The organism is Cupriavidus sp. 94F1 (assembly GCF_057798875.1).
In genome coordinates, this window is record NZ_JBYOJT010000003.1 from 61,487 (window position 1) to 82,432 (window position 20,946).

The following is a 20,946-nucleotide window of genomic DNA, read 5'->3' on the forward strand; positions in this document are numbered from 1 at the left end:
TCGCTGGGGTTGTGGGGGGGGGGGCCCCCCCCCCCGGCCCCCGCCCCGGCGGGGGGGGGGGGGGGGGGGGAGAGGGCCGGCCGTTCCATCACCCGATGCGTTACTCGTCCCGGGCGTCGCGCTGCAGCAAGCGGTCCACGGCATCGGCCGCCGGCAAGCCGTCGAACAGCACCGCGCACACCGCGCGCGTGATCGGCATCTCCACGCCCTTGCGCGCGGCCAGGTCGGCCACCGCCCGCGCGCAGCGCACGCCTTCGGCCACGTGGCCCAGGTCATGCAGGATCTGTTCGAGCGTCTTGCCGCTGGCCAGTTGCTGGCCCACCTTGCGGTTGCGCGACAGGTCGCCCGTGGCGGTCAGGATCAGGTCGCCCATGCCCGCCAGACCCATGAAGGTCTCCATGCGGCCGCCGAGCGCCAGGCCCAGGCGCGTCATTTCGGCCAGGCCCCGCGTCACCAGCGCCGCGCGCGCATTGAGGCCCAGCCCCAGCCCGTCGCTGGCGCCCGTGGCGATGGCCAGCACGTTCTTGACCGCACCGCCGACCTCGACGCCGATCAGGTCGTCGCTGCCATAGATGCGCATCGCGTGATGGTGGAACGCCGTCTGGGCCAGATCCGCCAGCGCGTGCGTCGAGCCCGCCACGGTCAGCGCGCACGGCAGCCCCTGCGCCACCTCCCGGGCAAAGCTCGGCCCGGTCAGCACGCCGTATTCGATCTCGCCGGGCGCCACGCCCAGCGCGTCGAGTTCCTCGCGCACCATCTGATGCGGCAGCGCGTGGGTATCGGCCTCGAAGCCCTTGCATAGCCACAGCATGGCCAGCGGCCCGCGGCGGCGCGGCGCCAGCCGGCGCGTCATCTCGCGCAGGCCCGAAACCGGCGTGGCCACCACCAGCAGGCCCTGCGCGTCGGCCAGCGCATGATCGACGGCGCGGTCGAAATCGGCTTCGCAGGCCAGCCGGGGCGACAGCGTCACGCCAGACAGGTAGGCCGCATTGGTGCCTGTGGTGGCGATGTCGGCCAGCTGGTCCGCATCGCGCCCCCAGAGCACCACATCGTGGCGGGTATCGGCGGCAGCGTGGCTGGCCAGAGCGGTGCCCCATGCTCCGGCGCCCAGGATGGTCAGTTTCATGGCAGATCGAGGATCGGGCCGCACGGATGCGCGGTCATGCAGACAGTATGGATGTCACGGGAGCGTGGGCCATCAGAAAGCGCAAACGGGGCCGAAGCCCCGTTTTTCGTCTAATCCGGGCGTGGCGCGGATCAGTGGCGAGCCTGGCTGCCGTCCGGCAGCACGATGCCCGAGTCGCCGCCCTGGGCTTGCGCCTCTTCCATGGCAGCCTGCAGGCGTTGCTCGTACAGCGCCTGGAAGTTGATTTCCGACAGGTGGATGGCCTGGAAACCGGCACGCGTGATCACGTCGGCGATGTTGCCGCGCAGGTACGGGTACAGGATGGTCGGGCAGGCGATGCCCAGCAGCGGGTCCAGCTGCTCGGCCGGCACATTGCGGATATCGAAGATGCCGGCCTGATGGGCTTCCACCAGGAATGCCACCTTGTCCTGCACCTTGGTCGTCACGGTGCCCGTCACCACCACTTCGAAAATGCCTTCCTGCAGCTGGGCCGCGCCGACGTTGACCTGCACTTCCACCGACGGGGCTTCCGATTCGAGGAAGATGGCCGGCGAGTTCGGCTGCTCGAGCGACATGTCCTTCAGGTACACGCGCTGGATGTTGAAGAAGGGCTGGTCGTCCTGCTGGGTGGCTTGTTGCTGGTCGCTCATGAAAGGCTTCCGGATGGATCGGTTTGGGCGCGCTGCGCCATGCGCAGCCGGATGCCGAAGCCCCGGCTGTTTGGAAAGCGCATATGGTACATGACGCCGATGGCGAATTCACCGTACCGCGGCATTATCAGATTTATCGCTTGATCTGCTGCAGCGCAGCGAAGCCGGCGCCCCGCACTCCGGCCGCGAGCGTCCGGCCGGCTCAGGCAGCCAGCAGCGGGACGAGGCCGCCCTGGCGATCCAGCGCGGACAGGTCGTCGAAGCCGCCCACATGGGTTTCGTCGATATAGATCTGCGGCACGGTACGACGGCCCGTACGGGTCATCATTTCCTCACGCCGGCCCGGCTCGCGGTCGATCAGGATCTTCTCGATCGTTTCCACGCCACGCTGCTTGAGCAGGCGCTCGGCCATCTGGCAATAGGGGCACACAACCGTGCTGTACATGACGACGCGGGCCATGCGGATTCTCCTTGACTGAAAAACAGCGGCGCGGACCGCCCAGGGCAGTACCGCGCCGCGTGCTGCATGTTGAAGGGGGCTGTTGTATTACTTGATCACCGGCAGGCCGGCCTGCTGCCACGCAGCCATGCCGCCTTCCAGCGCATATACCTCACTGTAACCGGCTTCCTTGAGGGCTGCTTGGGCCTTGCTCGAACGCTGGCCGTTCTGGCACACCACGATGATGGGGACCGCCTTGTCCTTTGCAAGGCCGGCCGCGCGGTTGCCGATATCGGCAAGTGGCGCACTCTTGGCCTGGGGCAGATGGCCCTTGGCAAATTCGGCGGCGTCGCGGATGTCCACCACCACCGCGTTGCGCTTGTTGATCAGCTGCGTGGCGGCAGCCGTATTGACGCGCTTGCCGCCCGTGCCGGCCTTGATTTGCGGCCAGGCCAGCAGGCCGCCCGAGACCACGGCGATCGCGATCAGAGCCAGGTTGTTGTAATCGGCGAAGAAATTCACGTTGGCATTCCGTTGGGTTGGGTCGGCGGCATTATAAAATACGCGGTTTCGCGCCAGCGCCGATTATTTCGGGCGGCGCCTGCCACGCCCGGGCGTGACGCAGGCGCCGCGCGCCGCAGGTTACTTACTACCCTGGAAGCTGCAATGTACAAGCTCGTTCTCATCCGCCACGGCGAATCCACGTGGAATCTCGAAAACCGCTTCACCGGCTGGGTTGACGTCGACCTGACCGATACCGGCGTGGCGCAGGCCAGACAGGGCGGTCAACTGCTGAAGGAAGCCGGCTTCACGTTCGACGTGGCCTACACGTCGGTGCTCAAGCGCGCCATCCGCACGCTCTGGCACGTCCAGGACGAAATGGACCTGATGTGGATTCCGGTGCGCAATGAATGGCGCCTGAACGAACGCCACTACGGCGCCCTGGCCGGCCTGAACAAGGCGGAAACCGCAAAGAAGTATGGCGACGAGCAGGTGCTGGTGTGGCGCCGCAGCTACGACACGCCGCCGCCCGCGCTGGAGCCGACCGACGAACGCGCCTCGTTCAACGACCCGCGCTACGCCAATGTGCCGCGCGAGCAGGTGCCGCTGACCGAATGCCTGAAGGATACGGTCGCCCGCGTCATGCCGCTGTGGAACGAATCCATCGCTCCCGACATCAAATCCGGCAAGCGCGTCGTGATTGCCGCTCACGGCAACAGCATTCGCGCGCTCGTGAAGTATCTGGATCAGATTTCGGATGACGATATCGTCGGCCTCAATATCCCCAATGGCACCCCGCTCGTCTACGAGCTGGACGCCGACTTGCGCCCCCTGCGCCACTACTACCTGGGCGACCAGGAAGCGATTGCCGCTTCGCTGGCCGCCGTGGCCAACCAGGGCAAGGCCCGCTGACCGCCGCCGGTGCGCGCACGCGCCGGCCCGGGCGGCATCCGGGTAGGCGCGACACGGCCTTGTGTGGCCGCCCCCACCATGGTGTGGTGGCCCGCAGGTCTTTTTCTGCGCACCCTCTTATACTGTCGGTCAATCCGCGCCGGGCGTAACCCGTCCGGCCAGGGATTTCCCTTTCGCATCATCCACAAAAGCTCAGGCAGCCCTCATGCGTAAGACGCTCAAGAACATTAGCCTCGTCTCAGTCGGCGTCGTCGCCGGCGTGCTGGCCACGCTGCAAATCTCGGCCACCGCGCAGAACAGCTCTGGGCCGCTGCCGCTCGACCAGTTGCGGCTGATGTCCGACATCTTCGGGCAGATCAAGCGCGAGTACGTGGAGCCGGTCGACGACAAGAAGCTGCTGACCGAAGCCATCAAGGGCATGGTCGCCAGCCTCGACCCGCACTCGGCCTACCTGGACGAGAAGGACTTCAAGGAACTGCAGGAAGGCACCCGCGGCCGCTTTGCCGGCCTGGGCATCGAGATTTCGCAGGAAGAAGGCCTGGTCAAGGTCATCAACCCGATCGAGGACACCCCCGCCTTCCGCGCCGGCATCCAGCCGGGCGACCTGATCACCCGTATCGACGACAAGCCCGTGCGCGGCCTGCCGCTGGAACAGGCGGTCAAGCGCATGCGCGGCGAGCCGGGCACCAAGGTCACGCTGACCATCTACCGCAAGAGCGAGGAACGCACGTTCCCGGTCTCGATCACGCGCGCCGAAATCCGCGTGCAGTCGGTCAAGACCAAGATGCTCGACAACAACACCATCGGCTGGGTGCGCCTGACGAGCTTCCAGGAACGCACCGTGGCCGACCTGGGCCGCCGCCTGAAGGACATGGCGGACAAGAACCCGAACCTGAAGGGCATCATCCTGGACCTGCGCAACAACGGCGGCGGCGTGCTGCAAGGCGCGGTGGGCGTGGCGGCAGCCTTCCTGCAGGACGATGCGACCGTGGTGTCCACCAACGGACAGGTGCCCGACGCCAAGCGCGTCTACAAGGCCACGTTCAACAACTACCGCCTCTCGTCGCTCGAGGACGATCCGCTCAAGGACCTGCCCGCGCAGTTCAAGAAACTGCCGATGATCGTGCTGACCAATGCCTACTCGGCATCGGCCTCGGAAATCGTGGCCGGCGCGCTGCAGGACCACAAGCGCGCGCTGATCATGGGCAAGACCACGTTCGGCAAGGGTTCGGTGCAGACCGTGCGCCCGCTGACCAACGACACCGGCATCAAGCTGACGATTGCGTACTACTACACGCCGTCGGGCAAGTCGATCCAGGCCAAGGGCATCCGCCCGGACATCCCGGTCGACCAGAACCCGGAAGGCGATCCGGATGACGCACTGATCACGCGCGAGATCGACACCGAGCGCCACCTGCACAACAAGCAGGAGTCGGAAGAGCCGGAAATGAACGAGCGCGAACAGCGCCGCGTGGACGAGCTGCGCCGCCTGGAAGAGGAAAACGCGAAGAAAACGCCGGAAGAACGCGAGAAGGATCGCAAGAAGAAGCCGGTGGAATTCGGTTCGGCCGAGGACTTCATGCTGCAGCAGGCCATCGCCCAGCTCGACGGCAAGCCGGTGCAGAAGTCGAAGTCGCGCCTGGAAGCCACGGGCACGGCCGGCAAGCCCGACACCAAGGAAGAAAAGGCAGGCAAGGCCCCGGCCAAGCCGGCCGCCAAGCCCGCTCCGGCTCCGGCCAAGCCCGCGCCGGCCAGCCAGCCGCCCGCGAGCGCGCCGATCGGCCAGCCGCTGGGCACGCCGACCGGTCAGAAGTAACGGATACGCGCTGCCCGTCCCAGGGCGCGCGGCGCGCTTCCCCCCTCATCCTGCGGCCCGCGGCATGCCACCGTCGGGCCGTTTTTCATTTGCCGCCAAACCATGAACGACGATCAGCTGCTGCGCTATTCGCGCCATATCCTGCTGGATGAAGTGGGCATCGAGGGCCAGGAGCGTCTGCTGGCTGGCCATGCGCTGGTGATCGGTGCCGGCGGCCTCGGTGCGGCCGCCCTGCCCTTCCTGGCGTCGGCCGGCGTGGGCCGCATCACGATCGTCGACGACGACGATGTCGACCTGACCAACCTGCAGCGCCAGATCCTGCATACCACTGCCAACGTGGGGCGGCCCAAGGTGGAGTCGGCCCGGGAAGGTCTGCTGCGCATCAATCCCGACGTCGATATCCGCCCGGTGGCGCAACGCGTGGGCGGTGTGGAGCTCGATGCACTAGTGGCACAGGCCGATGTCGTGCTCGATTGCTGCGACAACTTCGCCACGCGCCAGGCCGTCAACCGGGCCTGCCTGAAGCATCGCCGGCCGCTGGTCTCGGGCGCGGCGCTGCGCTTTGACGGCCAGGTCAGCGTGTACGACCTGCGCGACCCCGAGGCGCCGTGCTACGGCTGCCTGTTTCCGCCGTCGGAACCGGCCCCGGAAGCGGCTTGCGCCACGATGGGCGTGTTCGCGCCGCTGGTCGGCATGGTCGGCACCGTGCAGGCGGCCGAGGCGCTGAAGCTGCTGACCGGCGTGGGCGAAACGCTGGCCGGCCGGCTGCTGATGGTCAATGCGATGACGATGGAATGGACCACGATGCGCCTGGCGCGCACGCCCGGCTGCGAGGTCTGCGGACAGGCGCATTAGGGCCGGCGAGGCCGAACCGCGTAGGAAAACGGAAAAAGGCAGGAATGTCGCCTGGAAACCTGGCGACCCGCGGTGGAGCCCCCTCCCCGCCGGGTCGCCATTTTTGGCGCAATGTGACTGGATGGAGACAAGAATCCGAATGAGAAGGGTTACCAACCCGCTCCGCACCGGGGCGTGGCGCCATCCTGCGCCACGCGCTTGCCCTGCCGCGCCTGCCGGTGATCGGTCAGGCCGCGACTGGGTCGGAAGCCAGCGCGCTTATTGCTCGCCCGGTTCCAGCTGCGACTGCAAGTAGTTCTGCAGGCCGACCTTGTCGATCAGGTCCAGCTGCGTCTCCAAGTACTCGATATGCTCTTCGGTGTCCGTGAGGATATCGACCAGGAGTTCGCGGCTGACGTAGTCACCAACGGATTCACAGTACGCAATGCCTTCCTTGACCGTGGCGTGCGCGGTCTGCTCCAGCTTCAGGTCGCACTTGAGCATTTCGGGCGTGTCTTCGCCGATCAGCAGCTTGTGCAGGTCCTGCAGGTTGGGCAGCCCGTCGAGCATCAGGATGCGGTCGATGAGCCGGTCGGCGTGCTTCATTTCGCCGATCGACTCCTTGTACTCGACATCACCGAGCTTCTTCAGGCCCCAGTGGCGGTACATGCGTGCGTGGAGGAAATACTGGTTGATCGCGGTCAGCTCGTTCTTGAGCTGGGCGTTCAGATGCTGGATGACCTTCTTGTCACCTTTCATTCGGGGCTCCTGATGCGGATGTTGCAGACCACAAACGGACCCGGCGAATGGACGAAGGCGACGAAATGCAGCGAGATGCAACGGTCGGGAACGACAAAACGCGCCGCGGACGAATCCGTGGGCGCGCTTTTCAATTCACGCGTTGTTCGGTGTGTGAACGCTTCCTGAATCAGGCAACCAGCGCGGTACGCTGGTCGTTCGCGACTGCCGGGTCACGAGCGTCCATTATGGCATGTGACGCAGCCGGCGAACAGGCTGAAATGTCAACGATCTGGATGGTCTTCACAGCGGCAACGCCTTCGCAAAGCACTTGCTTCGCGCAGTCGCGGCAGCGGCCGCAGCAGGTTCCCACGCCTAGCGTTTCGGCCAGCTCGTCGAGCGTGGTCACGCCAAGATGAGCGGCACCATGAATCTCATGGTCGGTAACCTGATTGCAGATGCAGACGTACACAACTTGCCTCCTGAGGGCTGGCGGCACCGGCATGCCGCACGCGATGAGAGGCAGAATAACAGAGATCGAAAATGATAACAATTCCCATTAATCCACATGGGAAGCGTCGTGCACAGCGCCATGGAAATGACCGGAAAAGGCATCTGGCACGCCACTTTTCGCATGGAAAAGTGGCGTCAGATCCGCCAACATCGAGACAAAAACCCTAAGGATTTAAGGGTTGTGCTATGCCGACAGCAGCTTCAGGGCGGCCGCCTGTTCCTCGGGCTCGTAGCAGGTCAGGATCTGGTCCACGACCTTGCACAGCCGCTCGCAGTCGGCGTGGATGACTTCCTGCTTCACCCGCAGCAGCTGGGCCGGATGCATCGAGAATTCGCGCAGGCCCATGCCCAGCAGCAGGCGGGTCATCGCCGGATCGCCAGCCATTTCGCCGCAGACCGCCACCGGCACGCCGGCGTGGTTGGCGTCACGGATGGTGCGTGCAATCAGCTGCAGCACCGCCGGATGCAGGGGGTCGTACAGGTGGGCCACGGCGTTGTCGGCGCGGTCGATCGCCAGCGTGTACTGGATCAGGTCGTTGGTGCCGATCGACAGGAAGTCCATCCGCTTGAGAAACAGCGGCAGCAGCAGCACGGCAGCGGGGATCTCGATCATCGCCCCGATCTTGATGCCCGGATCGTACGGCTGGCCGCGCGCGTCCAGCTGGCGCTTGGCCTGCGCGATCAGGTCCAGCGTCTGGTCGATCTCGCTGGCGTGGGCCAGCATCGGGATCAGCAGCCGCACCGGCCCGAACGCCGACGCCCGCAGCAGCGCGCGCAACTGGGTCAGGAACATCGCCGGTTCCGACAGCGACCAGCGGATGGCCCGCAGCCCCAGCGCCGGGTTCAGCGCGGTCTCGAAGTCTTCGCCCAGGCCGTCCAGCGGCTTGTCGGCACCCACGTCGATCGTGCGGATCGTCACGGGCAGGCCGTGCATGGCCTCCACGGCATTGCAGTAGGCCAGGAACTGTTCGTCCTCGTCGGGCATTTCGTTCCGGCGGTTCATGAACAGGAATTCCGAGCGGAACAGGCCCACGCCAACCGCACCGGCGGCCAGCGCCGCACCGGCATCCTCGGCCAGTTCGATATTGGCCAGCAGCTCGATTTCCAGCCCGTCCAGCGTGACGGCCGGCATGTGCCGCAGCCGCTGCAGCCGCTTTTTCTCCAGCGCGCGTTCGCTCTGGCGGTGGCGGTATTCCTCGAGAATGATGGCCGACGGATCCACGATGACCAGGCCGGCATCGCCGTCGATGATGATCCAGTCGTCCTGGCGGATCAGCTCGCTGGCGCTCTTGACGCCCACGGCGGCCGGAATGTCCAGACTGCGCGCCACGATCGCGGTGTGCGACGTGCGCCCGCCCAGATCGGTCACGAACCCGTGGAACACCGTGTGCTTGAACTGCAGCATGTCGGCCGGGCCGATGTCGTGCGCCACCACGATCACGCCGGGCGCGGCCTCGCCATCGGGGGCCAGGGCCGGCACCGGCGCGGGGGCCAGCACGGGCGCGCCGGCCAGCACCTTCAGGATCCGCTCCACCACCTGCTGGATATCGGCCTTGCGCTCGCGCAGGTACTCGTCCTCGATTTCGTCGAACTGCCGCATCAGTTCTTCAAGCCGCGTGGTCAGCGCCCACTCGGCGTTGTACCGGCGCTGGAGGATCAGTTCCTCGGGCTCGCGCGACAACGCCTCGTCGTCGAGGATCATCGCGTGGACGTCCAGGAACGCGCCCATTTCCTCGGGCGCGTCGCGCGGCAGGTCGCGCTTCAGGGTCACCAGTTCCGCCCGCACGGCCGCGCGCGCCGCGCGTAATCGCTCCACCTCGGCGTCGAGACGGTCTTCGTCGACCAGGTAGTGCGAAACATCCAGCGCAGCCGGCGCCAGGATATGGGCCCGCCCGATGGCGACCCCACGAGAAACCGGAATGCCGTGCAAGGCAAAGGGCATGACCCGCTCCGTCAGGAACGTTAAGGAATTCTGGGTGTGGCGCCAGGCCTCACTCGCCTTCGCCGAAGCGGTTGGCAATCAGCGCCAGCACGGCGTCCATCGCCTCCTGCTCGTCGGGGCCGTCGATTTCGATGGTGACCGTCGAGCCAATGCCGGCGGCCAGCATCATGACGCCCATGATGCTCTTGGCATCCACCTGGCGGCCGTTCCGGGACATCTTGACCTGGCTTTTGAAATTGCCCGCCAGCTGCGTCAGCTTGGCGGATGCGCGGGCATGGAGCCCGAGCTTATTGATGATGGTGGTGTCCCTCTGCAGCATATTTGTCGGGATGATTTGCGGTTTGATTCTGGACGGCGGTCGTGCCAATCTGCAGCACCCCTTGCGAGCCGCCGGCCAATGCCTTGGTGGCCAGCTGGTCAAGCTTTTCGGCGCGATAGCAGATCGCGCGCACGAGCATCGGCAGGTTCACGCCAGCCAGCACCTTGACGCGGCCCGGCTCGGCCAGGCGCGCGGCAATGTTGGCGGGCGTGGCACCAAAGATATCGGTCAGCACCAGGGCACCGTTTTCTTCGCATACCGCGGCCAGGCTGCGCTGGGCCTCGGCCAGCACGGCGGCCGGATCGGCGTCGGCGACGACGTCGATGGCTGCCAGCCGGGGCGGCTGGCCACAGTAGACGTGGGCAGCGCAATCGCGCAGCGCCGAAGCAAGCGGCGCGTGCGCGATGATCAGAATTCCTGCCATGATGGTGAATCCGTTGGACTGCCCAAATTGTAGCAGGCAGCCTTGCGGCCTCTCCCGTGTTTATGTGCGCCCCCGCGACTGTGGCGCCTTCGCATCAACCCCGGCGTACCGCCCTGCCTGCCGGCTCAACGGCGGTCGCTGGCCACGGCCTCCTCCAGCGCGTCGATGAACATCGCCCCCACGTTGAAGCCGGTCTGCTGGGTGATTTCCTGGAAACAGGTCGGACTCGTCACATTTACCTCGGTCAGGTAGTCGCCGATCACATCCAGGCCCACCAGCAGCAGGCCCTGCTTGAACAGGCCCGGCGCCAGCGTCTCGGCGATCTCGCGGTCGCGCGCGCTCAGTTCCTGGGCGCGGCCCACGCCGCCGGCGGCCAGGTTGCCGCGAATCTCGCTGCCTTGCGGAATGCGCGCCAGCGAGTACGGCACCGGCTTGCCGCCGATCAGCAGGATGCGCTTGTCGCCCGCCTTGATTTCGGGGATGTACCGCTGGACCATCAGCGTGCGGGCGCCGTTGTCGCTGAGCGTCTCGACGATCGAGCCCAGGTTCATGCCGTCGGCCCCCACGCGGAAGATGCCCATCCCGCCCATGCCATCGAGCGGCTTGACGATGATGTCCTTGTGTTCGGCGTGGAAGGCGCGGATGCGGCCCGCGTCGCGCGTGACCAGCGTCGGCGTGACGAACTGCGGAAACTGGGCAATCGCCAGCTTCTCGGATTGGTCGCGGATGGCCTGCGCCTTGTTGAACACGCGCGCGCCCTGCTTTTCCGCCAGTTCCAGCAGCCAGGTGCTGGTCACGTATTCCATGTCGAACGGCGGGTCCTTGCGCATCAGCACCGCATCGAAGGTGGCCAGCGGCAGCAGCGCGGCCTCGCCCAGGCGGAACCAGTCTTGCGCATCGTCAAGCAGCGTCAGCGGCCGTGCCACGGCCTCGACCACGCCGGCCGACAGCGACACCTGCGACTGCAGGCAGAAGAACAGCTCGTGCCCGCGCGCCGCCGCCTCGGTCATCATGGCGTAGGTGGAATCCTTGTACGTCTTGAAGGTTTCCAGCGGGTCGGTGATGAAAAGGATGCGCATGATGGCTCGTCGCGTTGGCGTCAGGTGAAAAGCGTCCGGCGGGTTCGGATCGACCGCGCCGGACCGGGGGCGTGCGTGACAGGCGGCGGGCGCCGCAGGTCAGAGGATCGGGTTGGGATCGGTCTTCTCGAGCTCCACCGAGGCTGCCAGCAGCGCCAGGCGAGCCACCACGCCATACATGTAGAAGCGGTTGGGCACCGCCGCGCCAGGCTTGGCGTGGCTGTCCGGAATACCGTTCGGGGCAAACGCCAGCGGCACGAAATGCATGCCCGGCGCATTCAGGTTCTCGTCGTTGCCGCGGCCCGTGTGCACGCGGTAGAAGCCGCCCACCACGTAGCGGTCGATCATGTAGACCACCGGCTCGGCCACGGCCTCGTTGACCTTCTCGAACGTGTGCACGCCTTCCTGGATGATGACGTCGGAGACCTCCAGGCCTTCCTTCACCACGCTCATCTTGTTGCGTTCCTTGCGGTTCAGGCCCTTGATCTCGGACGGGTCGCGCACGGTCATGATGCCCATGCCGTACGTGCCCGCATCGGCCTTGACCACCACGTACGGCGTTTCCTTGATGCCGTACTCGCGGTACTTCTTGGCGATCTTCTTGAGCACGCCTTCGACGGAATCGGCCAGTTCTTCCTCGCCGATGCGCTCGTGGAAGTTCACGCCCGACTGGCGCGCGAAGTACGGGTTCACCATCCACGGGTCGATGTCGATCAGCTTGGCGAACTTCTTGGCCACTTCGTCATAGGCGGCGAAGTGGCTGCTCTTGCGGCGCGTGGACCAGCCGGCATGCAGGGGCGGCAGCAGGTACTGCTCGTTGATGTTCTCCAGGATCGGCGGAATGCCGGCCGAGAGGTCGTTGTTGAGCAGGATCGAGCAGGGATCGAAATCCTTGAGCCCCAGGCGGCGGCCCTTGGTGCCCAGCCGCGCCAGCGGCTCGACCACCAGCGTCTGGCCGTCGGGCAGTTCGATCGGGGTCGGTTCGGTGATTTCCTCGGACAGCGAGCCCAGCCGCACGTTCAGGCCGGCCTGGCGCATGATCAGCGACAGCCGCGCCACGTTCTGCAGGTAGAACATGTTGCGCGTGTGGCGTTCCGGGATCAGCAGCAGGTTCTTGGCGTCCGGGCAGATCTTCTCGATCGCGGCCATGGCGGCCTGCACGGCCAGGGGCAGCATCTCGGGCGCCAGGTTGTTGAAACCGCCCGGGAACAGGTTCGTGTCGACCGGGGCCAGCTTGAAGCCGGCATTGCGCAGGTCGACGGAACAGTAGAACGGCGGGGTATGTTCCTGCCATTCCAGCCTGAACCAACGCTCGATGGACGGGGTAGCGTCCAGGATCTTCTTTTCCAGTTCGAGCAGCGGACCGTTCAGCGCGGTGATGAGATGCGGGACCATATCCATCCTAAGGAATCAGCTTTATTGTCCGCCCCGATTGTAAGGGAACGGCTATCTGGCTGCAGGCTCGCCTTGCATAACCTTATGCGGAACCTGGCCAGGGATGGGGATATGGGGCTGATCGGCGGTTTTCAAACCCCGGAGCCGGGCCGGCCGGGGTGCCGCCGGGGGGCCGGAACGGCCGCAGAAAAAAAAAGCGCGGCGTGGTGCCGCGCTTTCAAATGGCCTGACAGATACGGGGAGCGTTCTGCAGGTGGAGGAAACTGCCTCACTGGCACTCTATGCGCGCACCCCATTAAATACAATTGAGACTTTTTAAGATCCGATTTAAGCACCCTGCGAATAGGGCCGGCAGCCCTTGTCCCGCCTTGGGGCGTGCAAAACGGGCGGTTCCGCAGCGCGGAATGCCAGTCAGCGATCACACTGGGATTCCGCGCCTGAAAATAAAAAAGCCCCGGCGCAAGGCCGGGGCAAAACTCCTGAGAGAAGATTCCCAATCAGCTCTCCAGCACAACTCTGTTGTGGATATCAACCTTCATAGGCGGTTTCGCCGTGCGAAGTGATATCCAGGCCCTCGCGCTCTTCCTCTTCCGGCACGCGCAGACCAATCAGCATGTCCACCAGCTTGTAGGCCACCAGCGACACCACGCCCGACCACACGATCGTGGTCAGCACGCCTTCGAACTGGATCCACAGCTGGCCAGCGATCGAATAGTCGTCGGCCACCTTGTTGGCCACGTAGTCGTAGATGCCCACGCCGCCCAGGCTCGGTGCCGCGAACACGCCGGTCAGCAGCGCGCCGACGATACCGCCCACGCCGTGCACGCCGAACACATCCAGCGAGTCGTCCATGCCCAGCATGCGCTTCAGGCCGGTCACGCCCCACAGGCACAGCAGGCCAGCCACCAGGCCCATCACGATCGAACCCATCGGGCCGACGAAGCCGGCTGCCGGGGTAATGGCCACCAGGCCGGCCACGGCACCCGAGGCACCGCCCAGCATCGACGGCTTGCCCTTGCCAATCCACTCACCGAAGGTCCAGGCCAGCACGGCGGCGCAGGTGGCCAGCAGCGTGTTGACGAAGGCCAGCGCGGCACCGCCGTTGGCTTCCAGGCCCGAACCGGCGTTGAAGCCGAACCAGCCGAACCACAGCAGCGACGCACCCACCATCGTGAAGGTCAGGCTGTGCGGGCGGATTGCCTCGCGGCCAAAGCCGATACGCTTGCCGAACATGAAGGCACCCACCAGGCCCGCCACGGCGGCGTTGATGTGCACCACGGTGCCGCCAGCGTAATCCAGCGCGCCCTTCTGGAACAGCCAGCCCGACTTGGCCGTGGCTGCGGTTGCGGCAGCGGCGTCGGTGTAGGCGTCCGGGCCCGGCCAGAACCAGACCATGTGCGCCATCGGGATGTAGGCGAACGAGAACCAGAGCACCACGAACACCAGCACGGCCGAGAACTTGGCGCGCTCGGCGAAGGCGCCGATGATCAGGCCGCAGGTGATGCAGGCGAACGCGCACTGGAACGCGAAGAACACCAGTTCCGGGATCACCACGCCCTTGCTGAAGGTGGCCGCCACGGCATCGACGTTCAGGCCCTTCATGAACAGCCGGTCGGTGCCGCCGAAGAACGCGTTGCCCTCGGTGAACGCGAAGCTGTAGCCGTAGATGGCCCACAGGATCGCCACCAGCGAGAAGATCACCAGGCACTGCATCAGCACCGACAGCATGTTCTTCGACCGGACCAGGCCGCCGTAGAACAGCGCCAGACCGGGCAGCGTCATCAGGATCACGAACGCCGTGGCCACCAGCAGCCAGGCGGTATCGCCCTTGTTGGGAACAGGGGCCGGCGCGGCGGCGGGTGCGGCTTCGGCCGGCGCGGCGGCTGCCGGAGCCGCTGCCGCTGCCGCTGCCGCCGGGGCCGCCGCGGGCGCGGTGGCCGCTGCCGGGGCCGAAGCCTCGGCGGCGGGCTTGTCCTGCGCCACGGCATGGGTGGACAGGCCGAGGCCGGCCGTGCCGAGCGCCAGCGTCATCGCGCCAGCCGTCAGGAATCGCTTGAACCAGGTTTTCATGGGTCTAACCTCTGTCTCTCGTAGTTCTGTCGTCACAGCGCATCGCCGCCGGTCTCGCCGGTGCGGATGCGGATGACCTGTTCAACGGGGGCGACAAAGATCTTGCCGTCGCCGATCTTGCCGGTGCGGGCCGACTTCTCGATGGCCTCGATGGCGCGTTCCACCACATCGTCGGGCACCGCCACCTCGATCTTCACCTTGGGCAGGAAGTCGACGATGTACTCGGCGCCCCGATAGAGTTCGGTGTGGCCCTTCTGGCGGCCAAAGCCCTTGACCTCGGTAACCGTGATGCCCGATACGCCCACGTCCGAGAGGGCTTCGCGCACCTCGTCGAGCTTGAACGGCTTGATGACTGCAATGATCAGTTTCATTGGGGTTCTCCTTGAGGCGGCCCGATGGGCTCGGGCCGCCCGGCTGGGATGTGTGCTGTTTGCGTTAGAACGTCTTGGTGATCGATGCCCAGGCGGCTGCCTTGCCCAGGTAGCGGCCACGGTTGGCGCTGGTGTAGAACGACTCCTTGGCGTTGGTGTCCACATAGGCCACCGACAGCGCAAAGCCCTTGCCCAGGTCCTTGGTCAGGCCGATCTTCCAGTCCGTGTACGACGCGTCGCTGTGATGCGTCACGCCCTGGTAGCCCACGTGCGCGTTCAGCGTCAGATCCCAGAAATTGAGCGGCACGTTGGCCGACAGGTCGACGTAGTAGCTGTTCTTGCTGTCGTCGATGCCGAACAGGTTGGTCACCGCGTGCGAGTACTTCAGGAACACCGGGCCCCAGCCGATGCCGGCGTAGAGTTCGGTCGTGTACGGGCGGGTGGTCGTGTAGCCGCCCGGGTAGTAGTACTGCAGCACGCCGACGTCATAGTTGAATTCCTCGCCGCCAACGCCGAACTTGTTCTTGTAGCCGCCGTAGAAGTCCATTTCCACGGGCGCCGAGACCGACGAGTCCGCATCCTCGAGCCAGCTGATGCTCGAGTTCCAGTTGCCGACGTAGAAGCCGCTCTCGTGCGAATAGTCGAACCCGCCCTGGATGGCCGGACGCAGGTTGGTCTGGCTGATACCGCGATAGCGGTAGTCAGACACCAGCGACACGTTGGCACTGAATGTGTGGGGCGATGCCGGCTCGGCGGCGGGTGCGGCTGCCGGCGCGGCGGTGTCCGGGGCGGTCTGCGCGAACGCCACCGGGGCTGCCAGGCTCAACAGGACCGCAGCGGCGCTGACTGCGAGGCTCGACGTCTTCATCTGGTTCTCTCCTTTTCCTTGAAATCTTCGCGGGCTCGTTTTTGAGGATCTGCTGCTTTATTGCTTTGTGGTGTTGACGCTCCTGGCAATCGATACTGCAACAGCCGTGCCAGCTATCGCCGCCCGGCGGCGACGCATGCTGGCAGCAGCGTCCACGGGGCTCCGGAACCACATGGAACGAGACCGCGCAGTGCCCTCGGCCGCGCCCGGAAAGCGTTAAAAGATGTGACCAGCCCTTGTCAGAGCTTTCATGGCGGGCGCCGAAGCGCCATAATCCGCGTCATGACGGGTCAAGTGCTGCGTGCTTGGCGTCCCGGTGAGACAGCCGGGCCAGCCCGGCGAGCAAGCGGCGCGATACGCCCCAGTCGGGTGCATCGGCCTGCTGGTCCCGTGTGCCCGGGGCCCCGGGCCGTCGCCCCAATGCGGTGCATGGCTGGCCGATTCGCCACTGCCCGTCGCCTGGGCCACTGCCTGCCCGGCGCGGCCTGACCCGAACGATCCATTGGTCACAACAGGAGCTTCACCATGAAACCGACCGATCTCTTCAACGACCTGCAGCAAAAGGTCAGCGAGGCGCTGCGCAATTCGCCGGCCAAGGACATCGAGAAAAACGTGCGCAGCATGATGACCCAGGGCTTTGCGCGGCTGGACCTGGTCACGCGCGAGGAATTCGACGTGCAATCGCAGGTACTGGCACGTACGCGCGCCCGGCTGGAGGAACTGGAGGCCCGTGTGGCCGCCCTGGAAGCCCGCGCCGGCGTCAATCCGCCACCTTCGACCGGGGTATGACCCCTAGGCACCAGCCGCCTGCCCCGCATCGCCAGAAAGGCCACCGTCACCCGGTGGCCTTTTTCTTTAACAAATCCGCAAACGTATGAGCCTTGCAGTCCTGCGCAGCCGCGCGCTGAGCGGCATCGACGCGCCGCCGGTGTCGGTGGAGATCCACCTTGCCAATGGCCTGCCCGCACTCAATATCGTCGGGCTGGCCGATACCGAAGTCCGCGAAAGCCGCGAGCGCGTACGGGCGGCGCTGCTCAACAGCGACTTCGAGTTTCCGAACCGGCGTATCACGGTCAACCTTGCGCCCGCCGACCTGCCGAAAGAGTCGGGGCGCTTCGACCTGGCCATCGCGCTGGGCATTCTGGCCGCTGGCGGACAGTTGCCGGTGGAAGGGCTCGATGCGTTCGAGTTTGCCGGCGAGCTGTCCCTGGCTGGCGATCTGCGCCCGGTGCGCGGCGCCCTGGCCATGGCGATGGGCCTGGCGCGCGACAACCGGGCACGGATGGACGCCGGCCAGCCCCCGCGCGCGTTTATCGTCGCCATGGAAAACGGCCCGGAGGCCGCGCTGGTGGAGGATCTGACGGTCCATGCCGGCGCCACGCTGCGCGAGGTGTGCCATCACGTGGGGCTGCCGCCCGAGCAGGCACTACGGCGCGCCCGCCCGCCGCAACGGGTGGCCGATACGCGCGATGCGCCCGACCTGCGCGACGTGCGCGGGCAGCTGCAGGCCCGGCGTGCCATGGAAGTGGCCGCGGCGGGCCAGCATTCCGTGCTGCTGGTGGGGCCGCCCGGCACGGGCAAGTCGATGCTGGCCCAGCGATTTCCGGGGCTGCTGCCGCCCATGACCGAGGCCGAGGCGCTCGATGCCGCTGCCGTGCTGAGCCTGACGCCGGGCGGTTTCCAGCCATCGCAATGGGGCCGACGGCCGTTCCGCAGCCCGCACCACACCGCGAGCGGGCCCGCGATGGTGGGTGGCGGCGGCAATCCTCGCCCCGGAGAGATCTCGCTGGCCCACCATGGCGTGCTGTTTCTGGACGAATTGCCAGAGTTCGAGCGCCGCGTGCTGGAAGTCCTGCGCGAACCGCTGGAAACCGGCCAAATCACGATTTCCCGTGCGGCGGCGCAAATCGACTTCCCGGCCCGCTTCCAGTTCATCGCGGCAATGAACCCGTGCCCGTGCGGCTACCTGGGACACCCCACCCGCATGTGCCGCTGCACACCCGACCAGGTGCAACGCTATCAATCGCGGATCTCGGGCCCGCTGCTCGACCGCGTGGACCTGCAGATCGAGGTACCCGCCCAGGGCCAGCACGACATCCTGGACGGCCCGCCCGGCGAACCGAGCGAAACGGTCCGCGCCCGCGCCGTGACCGCCCGAGACCGCCAGCTGGCGCGCCAGGGCATGCCCAACAGCGAACTGTCCGGCCGCGCCATCGACACCCACTGCCCGCTCGACAACGCCGCGCAGACCCTGCTGCGCGGCGCGATGGACAAGCTGGGCTGGTCGGCCCGCGCGTACTTCAGGGTGCTGAAAGTGGCCCGCACCATCGCCGACCTGGAAGGCGCCGAGGTGCTGAACGCCGCCCATGTGGCGGAGGCGATCCAGTATCGGCGGGTGCTGCGGTCGGCTTAGCTTGGGGATTGAACAATGACTACTTCCGTTGCATTCGAATGGTTTTCCGAGTTCTGGTGGTGGATCGTGTTCGCGACGATCCTGCTTTCCGGTATTGGCGGTGGCATCGCCCGGTTCATGCAGTGGCGCACCGGAACCCGGGAGCCCGGCTGGATTACCAGCGCCGTCGTGGGGGTTGCCGCAGCATTTCTGGTGCCGATGTTCCTGAATTCGATTTCAAGCGCCTTGATCGCCCAATCCAGGGAACACCCGGAAAAGCTCTTCGTACTGATTGGCTTTTGCATTGCGGCAGCGTACTTCGCTCAGCAATTTATCGATTCAGTCGGCCGCAGGGCCCTGAGAATATCGCAAGAGGCAAAAGCCATTGCAGAGACGGCAGAACGCACGGCACGAAGTGCAACAGATCATGCGCATCGCGCGAACAATCGTGCAGTTGCCATGTGGAAAGTCATGCAGTTGGTCGACAACGGCCAGTATGCAGACGCACTTGCCGCAGCAGACCGCGTGTTGACTACGGACCCGGACCATGCGGGCTGCCTGGCATGGCGTGCCTACTGTCTGAAGCGTCTTGGTCGGGCTGCCGAAGCAGTAGCCGCCATCGACCGCGCGCTGGCGCTGGACGGCAGCGAGGTGTTTAGCTGGCTCTTCAACGCCGCGTGCTATCGCGCGCTAATCGATACACCATTTATCCAGATCAAACCCTTGCTGTTGAGAGCGTGGCACTGTGCCACGGCAAGCCAGCGCGACTGGCTTGTCGCCGCGCTCACGTCCGAGGACGATCTCGAGCGCGTGCGTCAGGATCCGGAATTCTCAGCCCTTGTCTCAATTTTCAAAAGGAATGCCACATGAGCGACACCCCTCCGACCCATTAAGCATGGCGTATCCCCAGACAAAAGGCCCGCATCGCGGGCCTTCGTCATGTCACACCGGCGGTTCCAGCGGCGGCGGGGGCGGTTCCTCGATGGGCGGCTGGTCCGCCGGGAAGCCGGGCGGGGGCGGCTCGTCGGGAGGGGGTTCGCGGTGGGCAGTCAGGGGGACATCGTGCATCGGGGGCTCCATGTACGCCGGGTCACTCCCCATTGAAGCAAACGCTGCCGCACTACGCCAGCCATTCGGCCGCCGGGGTGGCTTCAGGTGTGATGCCGGCGCACAAAGAACAGCGCGGTGCCCACGGCCACCAGCACGCCGCCGAAGAAGCGGTTCTGCCAGCGCACGGCGCGGGCGTTGCGGAACAGGCCCTGCATGCGCGACGCCAGCAGCGCGTAGCCGTGCATCACGATCAGGTCCACAAAGCACATCGTGGCGGCCAGGATGGCCAGTTGCACGCCCAGCGGATGGCCCGGGTCGATGAACTGCGGCAGGACCGCCACCATGAAAATGATGCCCTTGGGATTGGTGACATTGGTCAGCAGGCCCGTGGCAAAGCGGCGCCGACGGCTCATGACCGCCGTGCGTACCGCGCCGCCCTGGCCGTTGGCGCCGTCCTCCGGGGTCGTCTCCACTTTGGATCGCCATTGCTGGAAGCCCAGGTAGATCAGGTACATCGCGCCAATCGTCTTGACGACCAGGAAGGCTTCCTCGGACGCCAGCAGCAGCGCGCCAAGGCCGCCGCCGGCCACCAGCAGGATGATGACCAGGCCGGTCTGCAGACCCAGGATCGTCGTCGACGTCTTCTTCAGGCCATACGACAGGCCATGGCTCATGGACAGCACCGCGCCCGATCCTGGCGAAACGGCGATCACCCAGCACGCGGCAAAATATGCCAGCCACACTTCCCAACGCATCACTGCACTCCTGAAGGTAACAACGGTTAAAGACGAAAGGCTAAAGGCAAAAGGCTAAAGCCGGTTCAATCGGATCAAGCGGTCGAGTCTGCCTCAGAACGGGTGGAATCCGGTCAGGAACTGTTCGACCTGCTCGGACTGGCGCGTATCGCGGGCGGCGTCGCCCGCTTCCAGCACCACGGCCTGGTAGACGCGGGCGCCCGACGCCACCAGCCGCGCGGTGAGGCGGCGCGGCGCCTTGTCCTGCGGCGATACGCCGGCCACCGACACTTCCACGCCGGCTAGCGACACGGGCGGCTGGGCCGCCGACATCACCGTGACGGGGTGCGCCTGGGCCGGTGCCCCGGGGTGCGCACCCAGGTTAGCCACCAGTCCGGCCTGCATGGCGTCCATGGCTTCGCGGCGCATGGCGGCATCGTCGCTGGGCAACGTCACCACGCCCACCGCGAACAGCGTGCCCTCGATGTTCGCGGCATCCATGGTCATCGGCAGCTTGTGGCCGGCAATCGATACATCGCGCGCGGCGCTGGTCGGCTTGGCCGGATACATGGCGGTGTACTTGCCGTCGTTCGACACGATGGTCCGCCAGTCATAGCGCGGCGAGCAGCCGGCGAGCGCCAGCCAGAGCAGGGCGAGCAGCGGCAGCCGGCAATGACCGGGGCGAAACAGGCCGGGACGGGACGAGCTGGACGAACCGGACGAACCGGGCGGACGGGGGCGGAGCGTGGATGGGGGCATCGGCATGGGCAGCG

General features: G+C 66.0%; 23 protein-coding genes. 6 read left to right on the top strand and 17 right to left on the bottom strand.

The window, feature by feature from the left end:
• Positions 1-100 precede the first annotated feature (100 nt).
• The 4 genes from AC3FJ6_RS07990 to AC3FJ6_RS08005 form a co-directional block, all read right to left on the bottom strand.
• Complete coding sequence (locus AC3FJ6_RS07990; RefSeq protein ID WP_488771415.1) at positions 101-1,126, bottom strand: NAD(P)H-dependent glycerol-3-phosphate dehydrogenase; 1,026 nt, start codon at positions 1,124-1,126, stop codon at positions 101-103.
• A gap of 131 nt (positions 1,127-1,257) precedes the next feature.
• The gene (secB, locus tag AC3FJ6_RS07995; protein WP_066739790.1) at positions 1,258-1,776 is read right to left on the bottom strand and encodes a protein-export chaperone SecB; all 519 of its coding nucleotides are present in this window, start codon (positions 1,774-1,776) and stop codon (positions 1,258-1,260) included.
• A gap of 202 nt (positions 1,777-1,978) precedes the next feature.
• Positions 1,979-2,236 carry a glutaredoxin 3 gene (gene grxC / locus AC3FJ6_RS08000; RefSeq protein ID WP_066739793.1) on the bottom strand — a complete coding sequence of 86 codons (258 nt, stop codon included), beginning with the start codon at positions 2,234-2,236 and terminating at the stop codon, positions 1,979-1,981.
• 87 nt (positions 2,237-2,323) lie between these two features.
• A complete protein-coding gene (locus AC3FJ6_RS08005) occupies positions 2,324-2,737 on the bottom strand; it encodes a rhodanese-like domain-containing protein (protein ID WP_249640892.1) in 414 nt (137 codons plus the stop codon).
• 144 nt (positions 2,738-2,881) lie between these two features.
• Here AC3FJ6_RS08005 and gpmA point away from each other — a divergent pair, with 144 nt between their 5' ends.
• From gpmA to AC3FJ6_RS08020, 3 genes are all read left to right on the top strand, one after another.
• A complete protein-coding gene (gene gpmA, locus AC3FJ6_RS08010; protein WP_488771417.1) occupies positions 2,882-3,628 on the top strand; it encodes a 2,3-diphosphoglycerate-dependent phosphoglycerate mutase in 747 nt (248 codons plus the stop codon).
• Between the two features lie 205 nt (positions 3,629-3,833).
• Positions 3,834-5,444, top strand: a complete 1,611-nt coding sequence (locus AC3FJ6_RS08015; RefSeq protein ID WP_488771418.1) for a S41 family peptidase — start codon at positions 3,834-3,836, stop codon at positions 5,442-5,444.
• Between the two features lie 102 nt (positions 5,445-5,546).
• A complete protein-coding gene (locus tag AC3FJ6_RS08020; protein WP_488771419.1) occupies positions 5,547-6,299 on the top strand; it encodes a HesA/MoeB/ThiF family protein in 753 nt (250 codons plus the stop codon).
• A 258-nt stretch (positions 6,300-6,557) separates the two neighbouring features.
• Here AC3FJ6_RS08020 and bfr read toward each other — a convergent pair whose 3' ends face one another.
• From bfr to AC3FJ6_RS08070, 10 genes are all read right to left on the bottom strand, one after another.
• Positions 6,558-7,037 (bottom strand): bacterioferritin, encoded by a 480-nt coding sequence (bfr, locus tag AC3FJ6_RS08025; RefSeq protein WP_092603115.1) that lies wholly within the window; start codon positions 7,035-7,037, stop codon positions 6,558-6,560.
• Between the two features lie 169 nt (positions 7,038-7,206).
• Complete coding sequence (locus tag AC3FJ6_RS08030; RefSeq protein WP_488771420.1) at positions 7,207-7,488, bottom strand: (2Fe-2S)-binding protein; 282 nt, start codon at positions 7,486-7,488, stop codon at positions 7,207-7,209.
• Between the two features lie 225 nt (positions 7,489-7,713).
• Entirely contained in the window at positions 7,714-9,471 is a 1,758-nt protein-coding gene (ptsP, locus tag AC3FJ6_RS08035) for a phosphoenolpyruvate--protein phosphotransferase (protein ID WP_488771422.1), read from the bottom strand.
• A 49-nt stretch (positions 9,472-9,520) separates the two neighbouring features.
• Positions 9,521-9,790, bottom strand: coding sequence for an HPr family phosphocarrier protein (locus AC3FJ6_RS08040; RefSeq protein WP_092603109.1), 270 nt, complete (start codon positions 9,788-9,790; stop codon positions 9,521-9,523).
• Complete coding sequence (locus tag AC3FJ6_RS08045; protein ID WP_153949029.1) at positions 9,759-10,214, bottom strand: PTS sugar transporter subunit IIA; 456 nt, start codon at positions 10,212-10,214, stop codon at positions 9,759-9,761. The genes AC3FJ6_RS08040 and AC3FJ6_RS08045 overlap by 32 nt, the downstream gene beginning before the upstream one ends.
• A gap of 125 nt (positions 10,215-10,339) precedes the next feature.
• Complete coding sequence (gene gshB, locus AC3FJ6_RS08050; RefSeq protein ID WP_488771423.1) at positions 10,340-11,293, bottom strand: glutathione synthase; 954 nt, start codon at positions 11,291-11,293, stop codon at positions 10,340-10,342.
• Between the two features lie 99 nt (positions 11,294-11,392).
• A complete protein-coding gene (gene gshA, locus AC3FJ6_RS08055) occupies positions 11,393-12,688 on the bottom strand; it encodes a glutamate--cysteine ligase (protein WP_066739913.1) in 1,296 nt (431 codons plus the stop codon).
• A gap of 528 nt (positions 12,689-13,216) precedes the next feature.
• Positions 13,217-14,758, bottom strand: a complete 1,542-nt coding sequence (locus AC3FJ6_RS08060; protein ID WP_488771424.1) for an ammonium transporter — start codon at positions 14,756-14,758, stop codon at positions 13,217-13,219.
• 32 nt (positions 14,759-14,790) lie between these two features.
• Positions 14,791-15,129, bottom strand: coding sequence for a P-II family nitrogen regulator (locus tag AC3FJ6_RS08065; protein ID WP_066739826.1), 339 nt, complete (start codon positions 15,127-15,129; stop codon positions 14,791-14,793).
• 64 nt (positions 15,130-15,193) lie between these two features.
• On the bottom strand, positions 15,194-15,997 hold the full coding sequence (locus AC3FJ6_RS08070) for a TorF family putative porin (RefSeq protein WP_488771425.1): 804 nt from the start codon (positions 15,995-15,997) through the stop codon (positions 15,194-15,196).
• Positions 15,998-16,522: 525 nt separating this feature from the next.
• Here AC3FJ6_RS08070 and AC3FJ6_RS08075 point away from each other — a divergent pair.
• From AC3FJ6_RS08075 to AC3FJ6_RS08085, 3 genes are all read left to right on the top strand, one after another.
• Complete coding sequence (locus AC3FJ6_RS08075; RefSeq protein ID WP_066739835.1) at positions 16,523-16,786, top strand: accessory factor UbiK family protein; 264 nt, start codon at positions 16,523-16,525, stop codon at positions 16,784-16,786.
• Between the two features lie 85 nt (positions 16,787-16,871).
• Positions 16,872-18,410 carry a YifB family Mg chelatase-like AAA ATPase gene (locus AC3FJ6_RS08080; protein ID WP_488771427.1) on the top strand — a complete coding sequence of 513 codons (1,539 nt, stop codon included), beginning with the start codon at positions 16,872-16,874 and terminating at the stop codon, positions 18,408-18,410.
• A 15-nt stretch (positions 18,411-18,425) separates the two neighbouring features.
• Positions 18,426-19,259: a YEATS-associated helix-containing protein gene (locus tag AC3FJ6_RS08085; RefSeq protein ID WP_488771428.1), complete on the top strand. Its 834-nt coding sequence runs from the start codon at positions 18,426-18,428 to the stop codon at positions 19,257-19,259.
• Positions 19,260-19,331: 72 nt separating this feature from the next.
• Here the strand turns inward: AC3FJ6_RS08085 and AC3FJ6_RS08090 are convergent, their stop codons facing one another.
• From AC3FJ6_RS08090 to AC3FJ6_RS08100, 3 genes are all read right to left on the bottom strand, one after another.
• Positions 19,332-19,457: a hypothetical protein gene (locus AC3FJ6_RS08090; RefSeq protein ID WP_302847671.1), complete on the bottom strand. Its 126-nt coding sequence runs from the start codon at positions 19,455-19,457 to the stop codon at positions 19,332-19,334.
• Positions 19,458-19,540: 83 nt separating this feature from the next.
• Positions 19,541-20,194, bottom strand: a complete 654-nt coding sequence (locus AC3FJ6_RS08095; protein WP_488771429.1) for a LysE family transporter — start codon at positions 20,192-20,194, stop codon at positions 19,541-19,543.
• 93 nt (positions 20,195-20,287) lie between these two features.
• Positions 20,288-20,938 (bottom strand): hypothetical protein, encoded by a 651-nt coding sequence (locus tag AC3FJ6_RS08100; RefSeq protein WP_488771430.1) that lies wholly within the window; start codon positions 20,936-20,938, stop codon positions 20,288-20,290.
• Between the last annotated feature and the right edge of the window lie 8 nt (positions 20,939-20,946).

Bases quoted from the DNA above. Each gene is read 5' to 3' on its own strand.
- AC3FJ6_RS08065 (WP_066739826.1), bottom strand. From the start codon at position 15,129: ATGAAACTGATCATTGCAGTCATCAAGCCGTTCAAGCTCGACGAGGTG.
- AC3FJ6_RS08040 (WP_092603109.1), bottom strand. From the start codon at position 9,790: ATGCTGCAGAGGGACACCACCATCATCAATAAGCTCGGGCTCCATGCC.
- AC3FJ6_RS08095 (WP_488771429.1), bottom strand. From the start codon at position 20,194: ATGCGTTGGGAAGTGTGGCTGGCATATTTTGCCGCGTGCTGGGTGATC.
- AC3FJ6_RS08015 (WP_488771418.1), top strand. From the start codon at position 3,834: ATGCGTAAGACGCTCAAGAACATTAGCCTCGTCTCAGTCGGCGTCGTC.
- AC3FJ6_RS08080 (WP_488771427.1), top strand. From the start codon at position 16,872: ATGAGCCTTGCAGTCCTGCGCAGCCGCGCGCTGAGCGGCATCGACGCG.
- bfr (WP_092603115.1), bottom strand. From the start codon at position 7,037: ATGAAAGGTGACAAGAAGGTCATCCAGCATCTGAACGCCCAGCTCAAG.
- grxC (WP_066739793.1), bottom strand. From the start codon at position 2,236: ATGGCCCGCGTCGTCATGTACAGCACGGTTGTGTGCCCCTATTGCCAG.
- gshB (WP_488771423.1), bottom strand. From the start codon at position 11,293: ATGCGCATCCTTTTCATCACCGACCCGCTGGAAACCTTCAAGACGTAC.
- AC3FJ6_RS08075 (WP_066739835.1), top strand. From the start codon at position 16,523: ATGAAACCGACCGATCTCTTCAACGACCTGCAGCAAAAGGTCAGCGAG.
- AC3FJ6_RS07990 (WP_488771415.1), bottom strand. From the start codon at position 1,126: ATGAAACTGACCATCCTGGGCGCCGGAGCATGGGGCACCGCTCTGGCC.
- gshA (WP_066739913.1), bottom strand. From the start codon at position 12,688: ATGGTCCCGCATCTCATCACCGCGCTGAACGGTCCGCTGCTCGAACTG.
- AC3FJ6_RS08070 (WP_488771425.1), bottom strand. From the start codon at position 15,997: ATGAAGACGTCGAGCCTCGCAGTCAGCGCCGCTGCGGTCCTGTTGAGC.
- AC3FJ6_RS08090 (WP_302847671.1), bottom strand. From the start codon at position 19,457: ATGCACGATGTCCCCCTGACTGCCCACCGCGAACCCCCTCCCGACGAG.
- secB (WP_066739790.1), bottom strand. From the start codon at position 1,776: ATGAGCGACCAGCAACAAGCCACCCAGCAGGACGACCAGCCCTTCTTC.
- AC3FJ6_RS08100 (WP_488771430.1), bottom strand. From the start codon at position 20,938: ATGCCGATGCCCCCATCCACGCTCCGCCCCCGTCCGCCCGGTTCGTCC.
- gpmA (WP_488771417.1), top strand. From the start codon at position 2,882: ATGTACAAGCTCGTTCTCATCCGCCACGGCGAATCCACGTGGAATCTC.
- AC3FJ6_RS08045 (WP_153949029.1), bottom strand. From the start codon at position 10,214: ATGGCAGGAATTCTGATCATCGCGCACGCGCCGCTTGCTTCGGCGCTG.
- AC3FJ6_RS08020 (WP_488771419.1), top strand. From the start codon at position 5,547: ATGAACGACGATCAGCTGCTGCGCTATTCGCGCCATATCCTGCTGGAT.
- AC3FJ6_RS08085 (WP_488771428.1), top strand. From the start codon at position 18,426: ATGACTACTTCCGTTGCATTCGAATGGTTTTCCGAGTTCTGGTGGTGG.
- ptsP (WP_488771422.1), bottom strand. From the start codon at position 9,471: ATGCCCTTTGCCTTGCACGGCATTCCGGTTTCTCGTGGGGTCGCCATC.
- AC3FJ6_RS08060 (WP_488771424.1), bottom strand. From the start codon at position 14,758: ATGAAAACCTGGTTCAAGCGATTCCTGACGGCTGGCGCGATGACGCTG.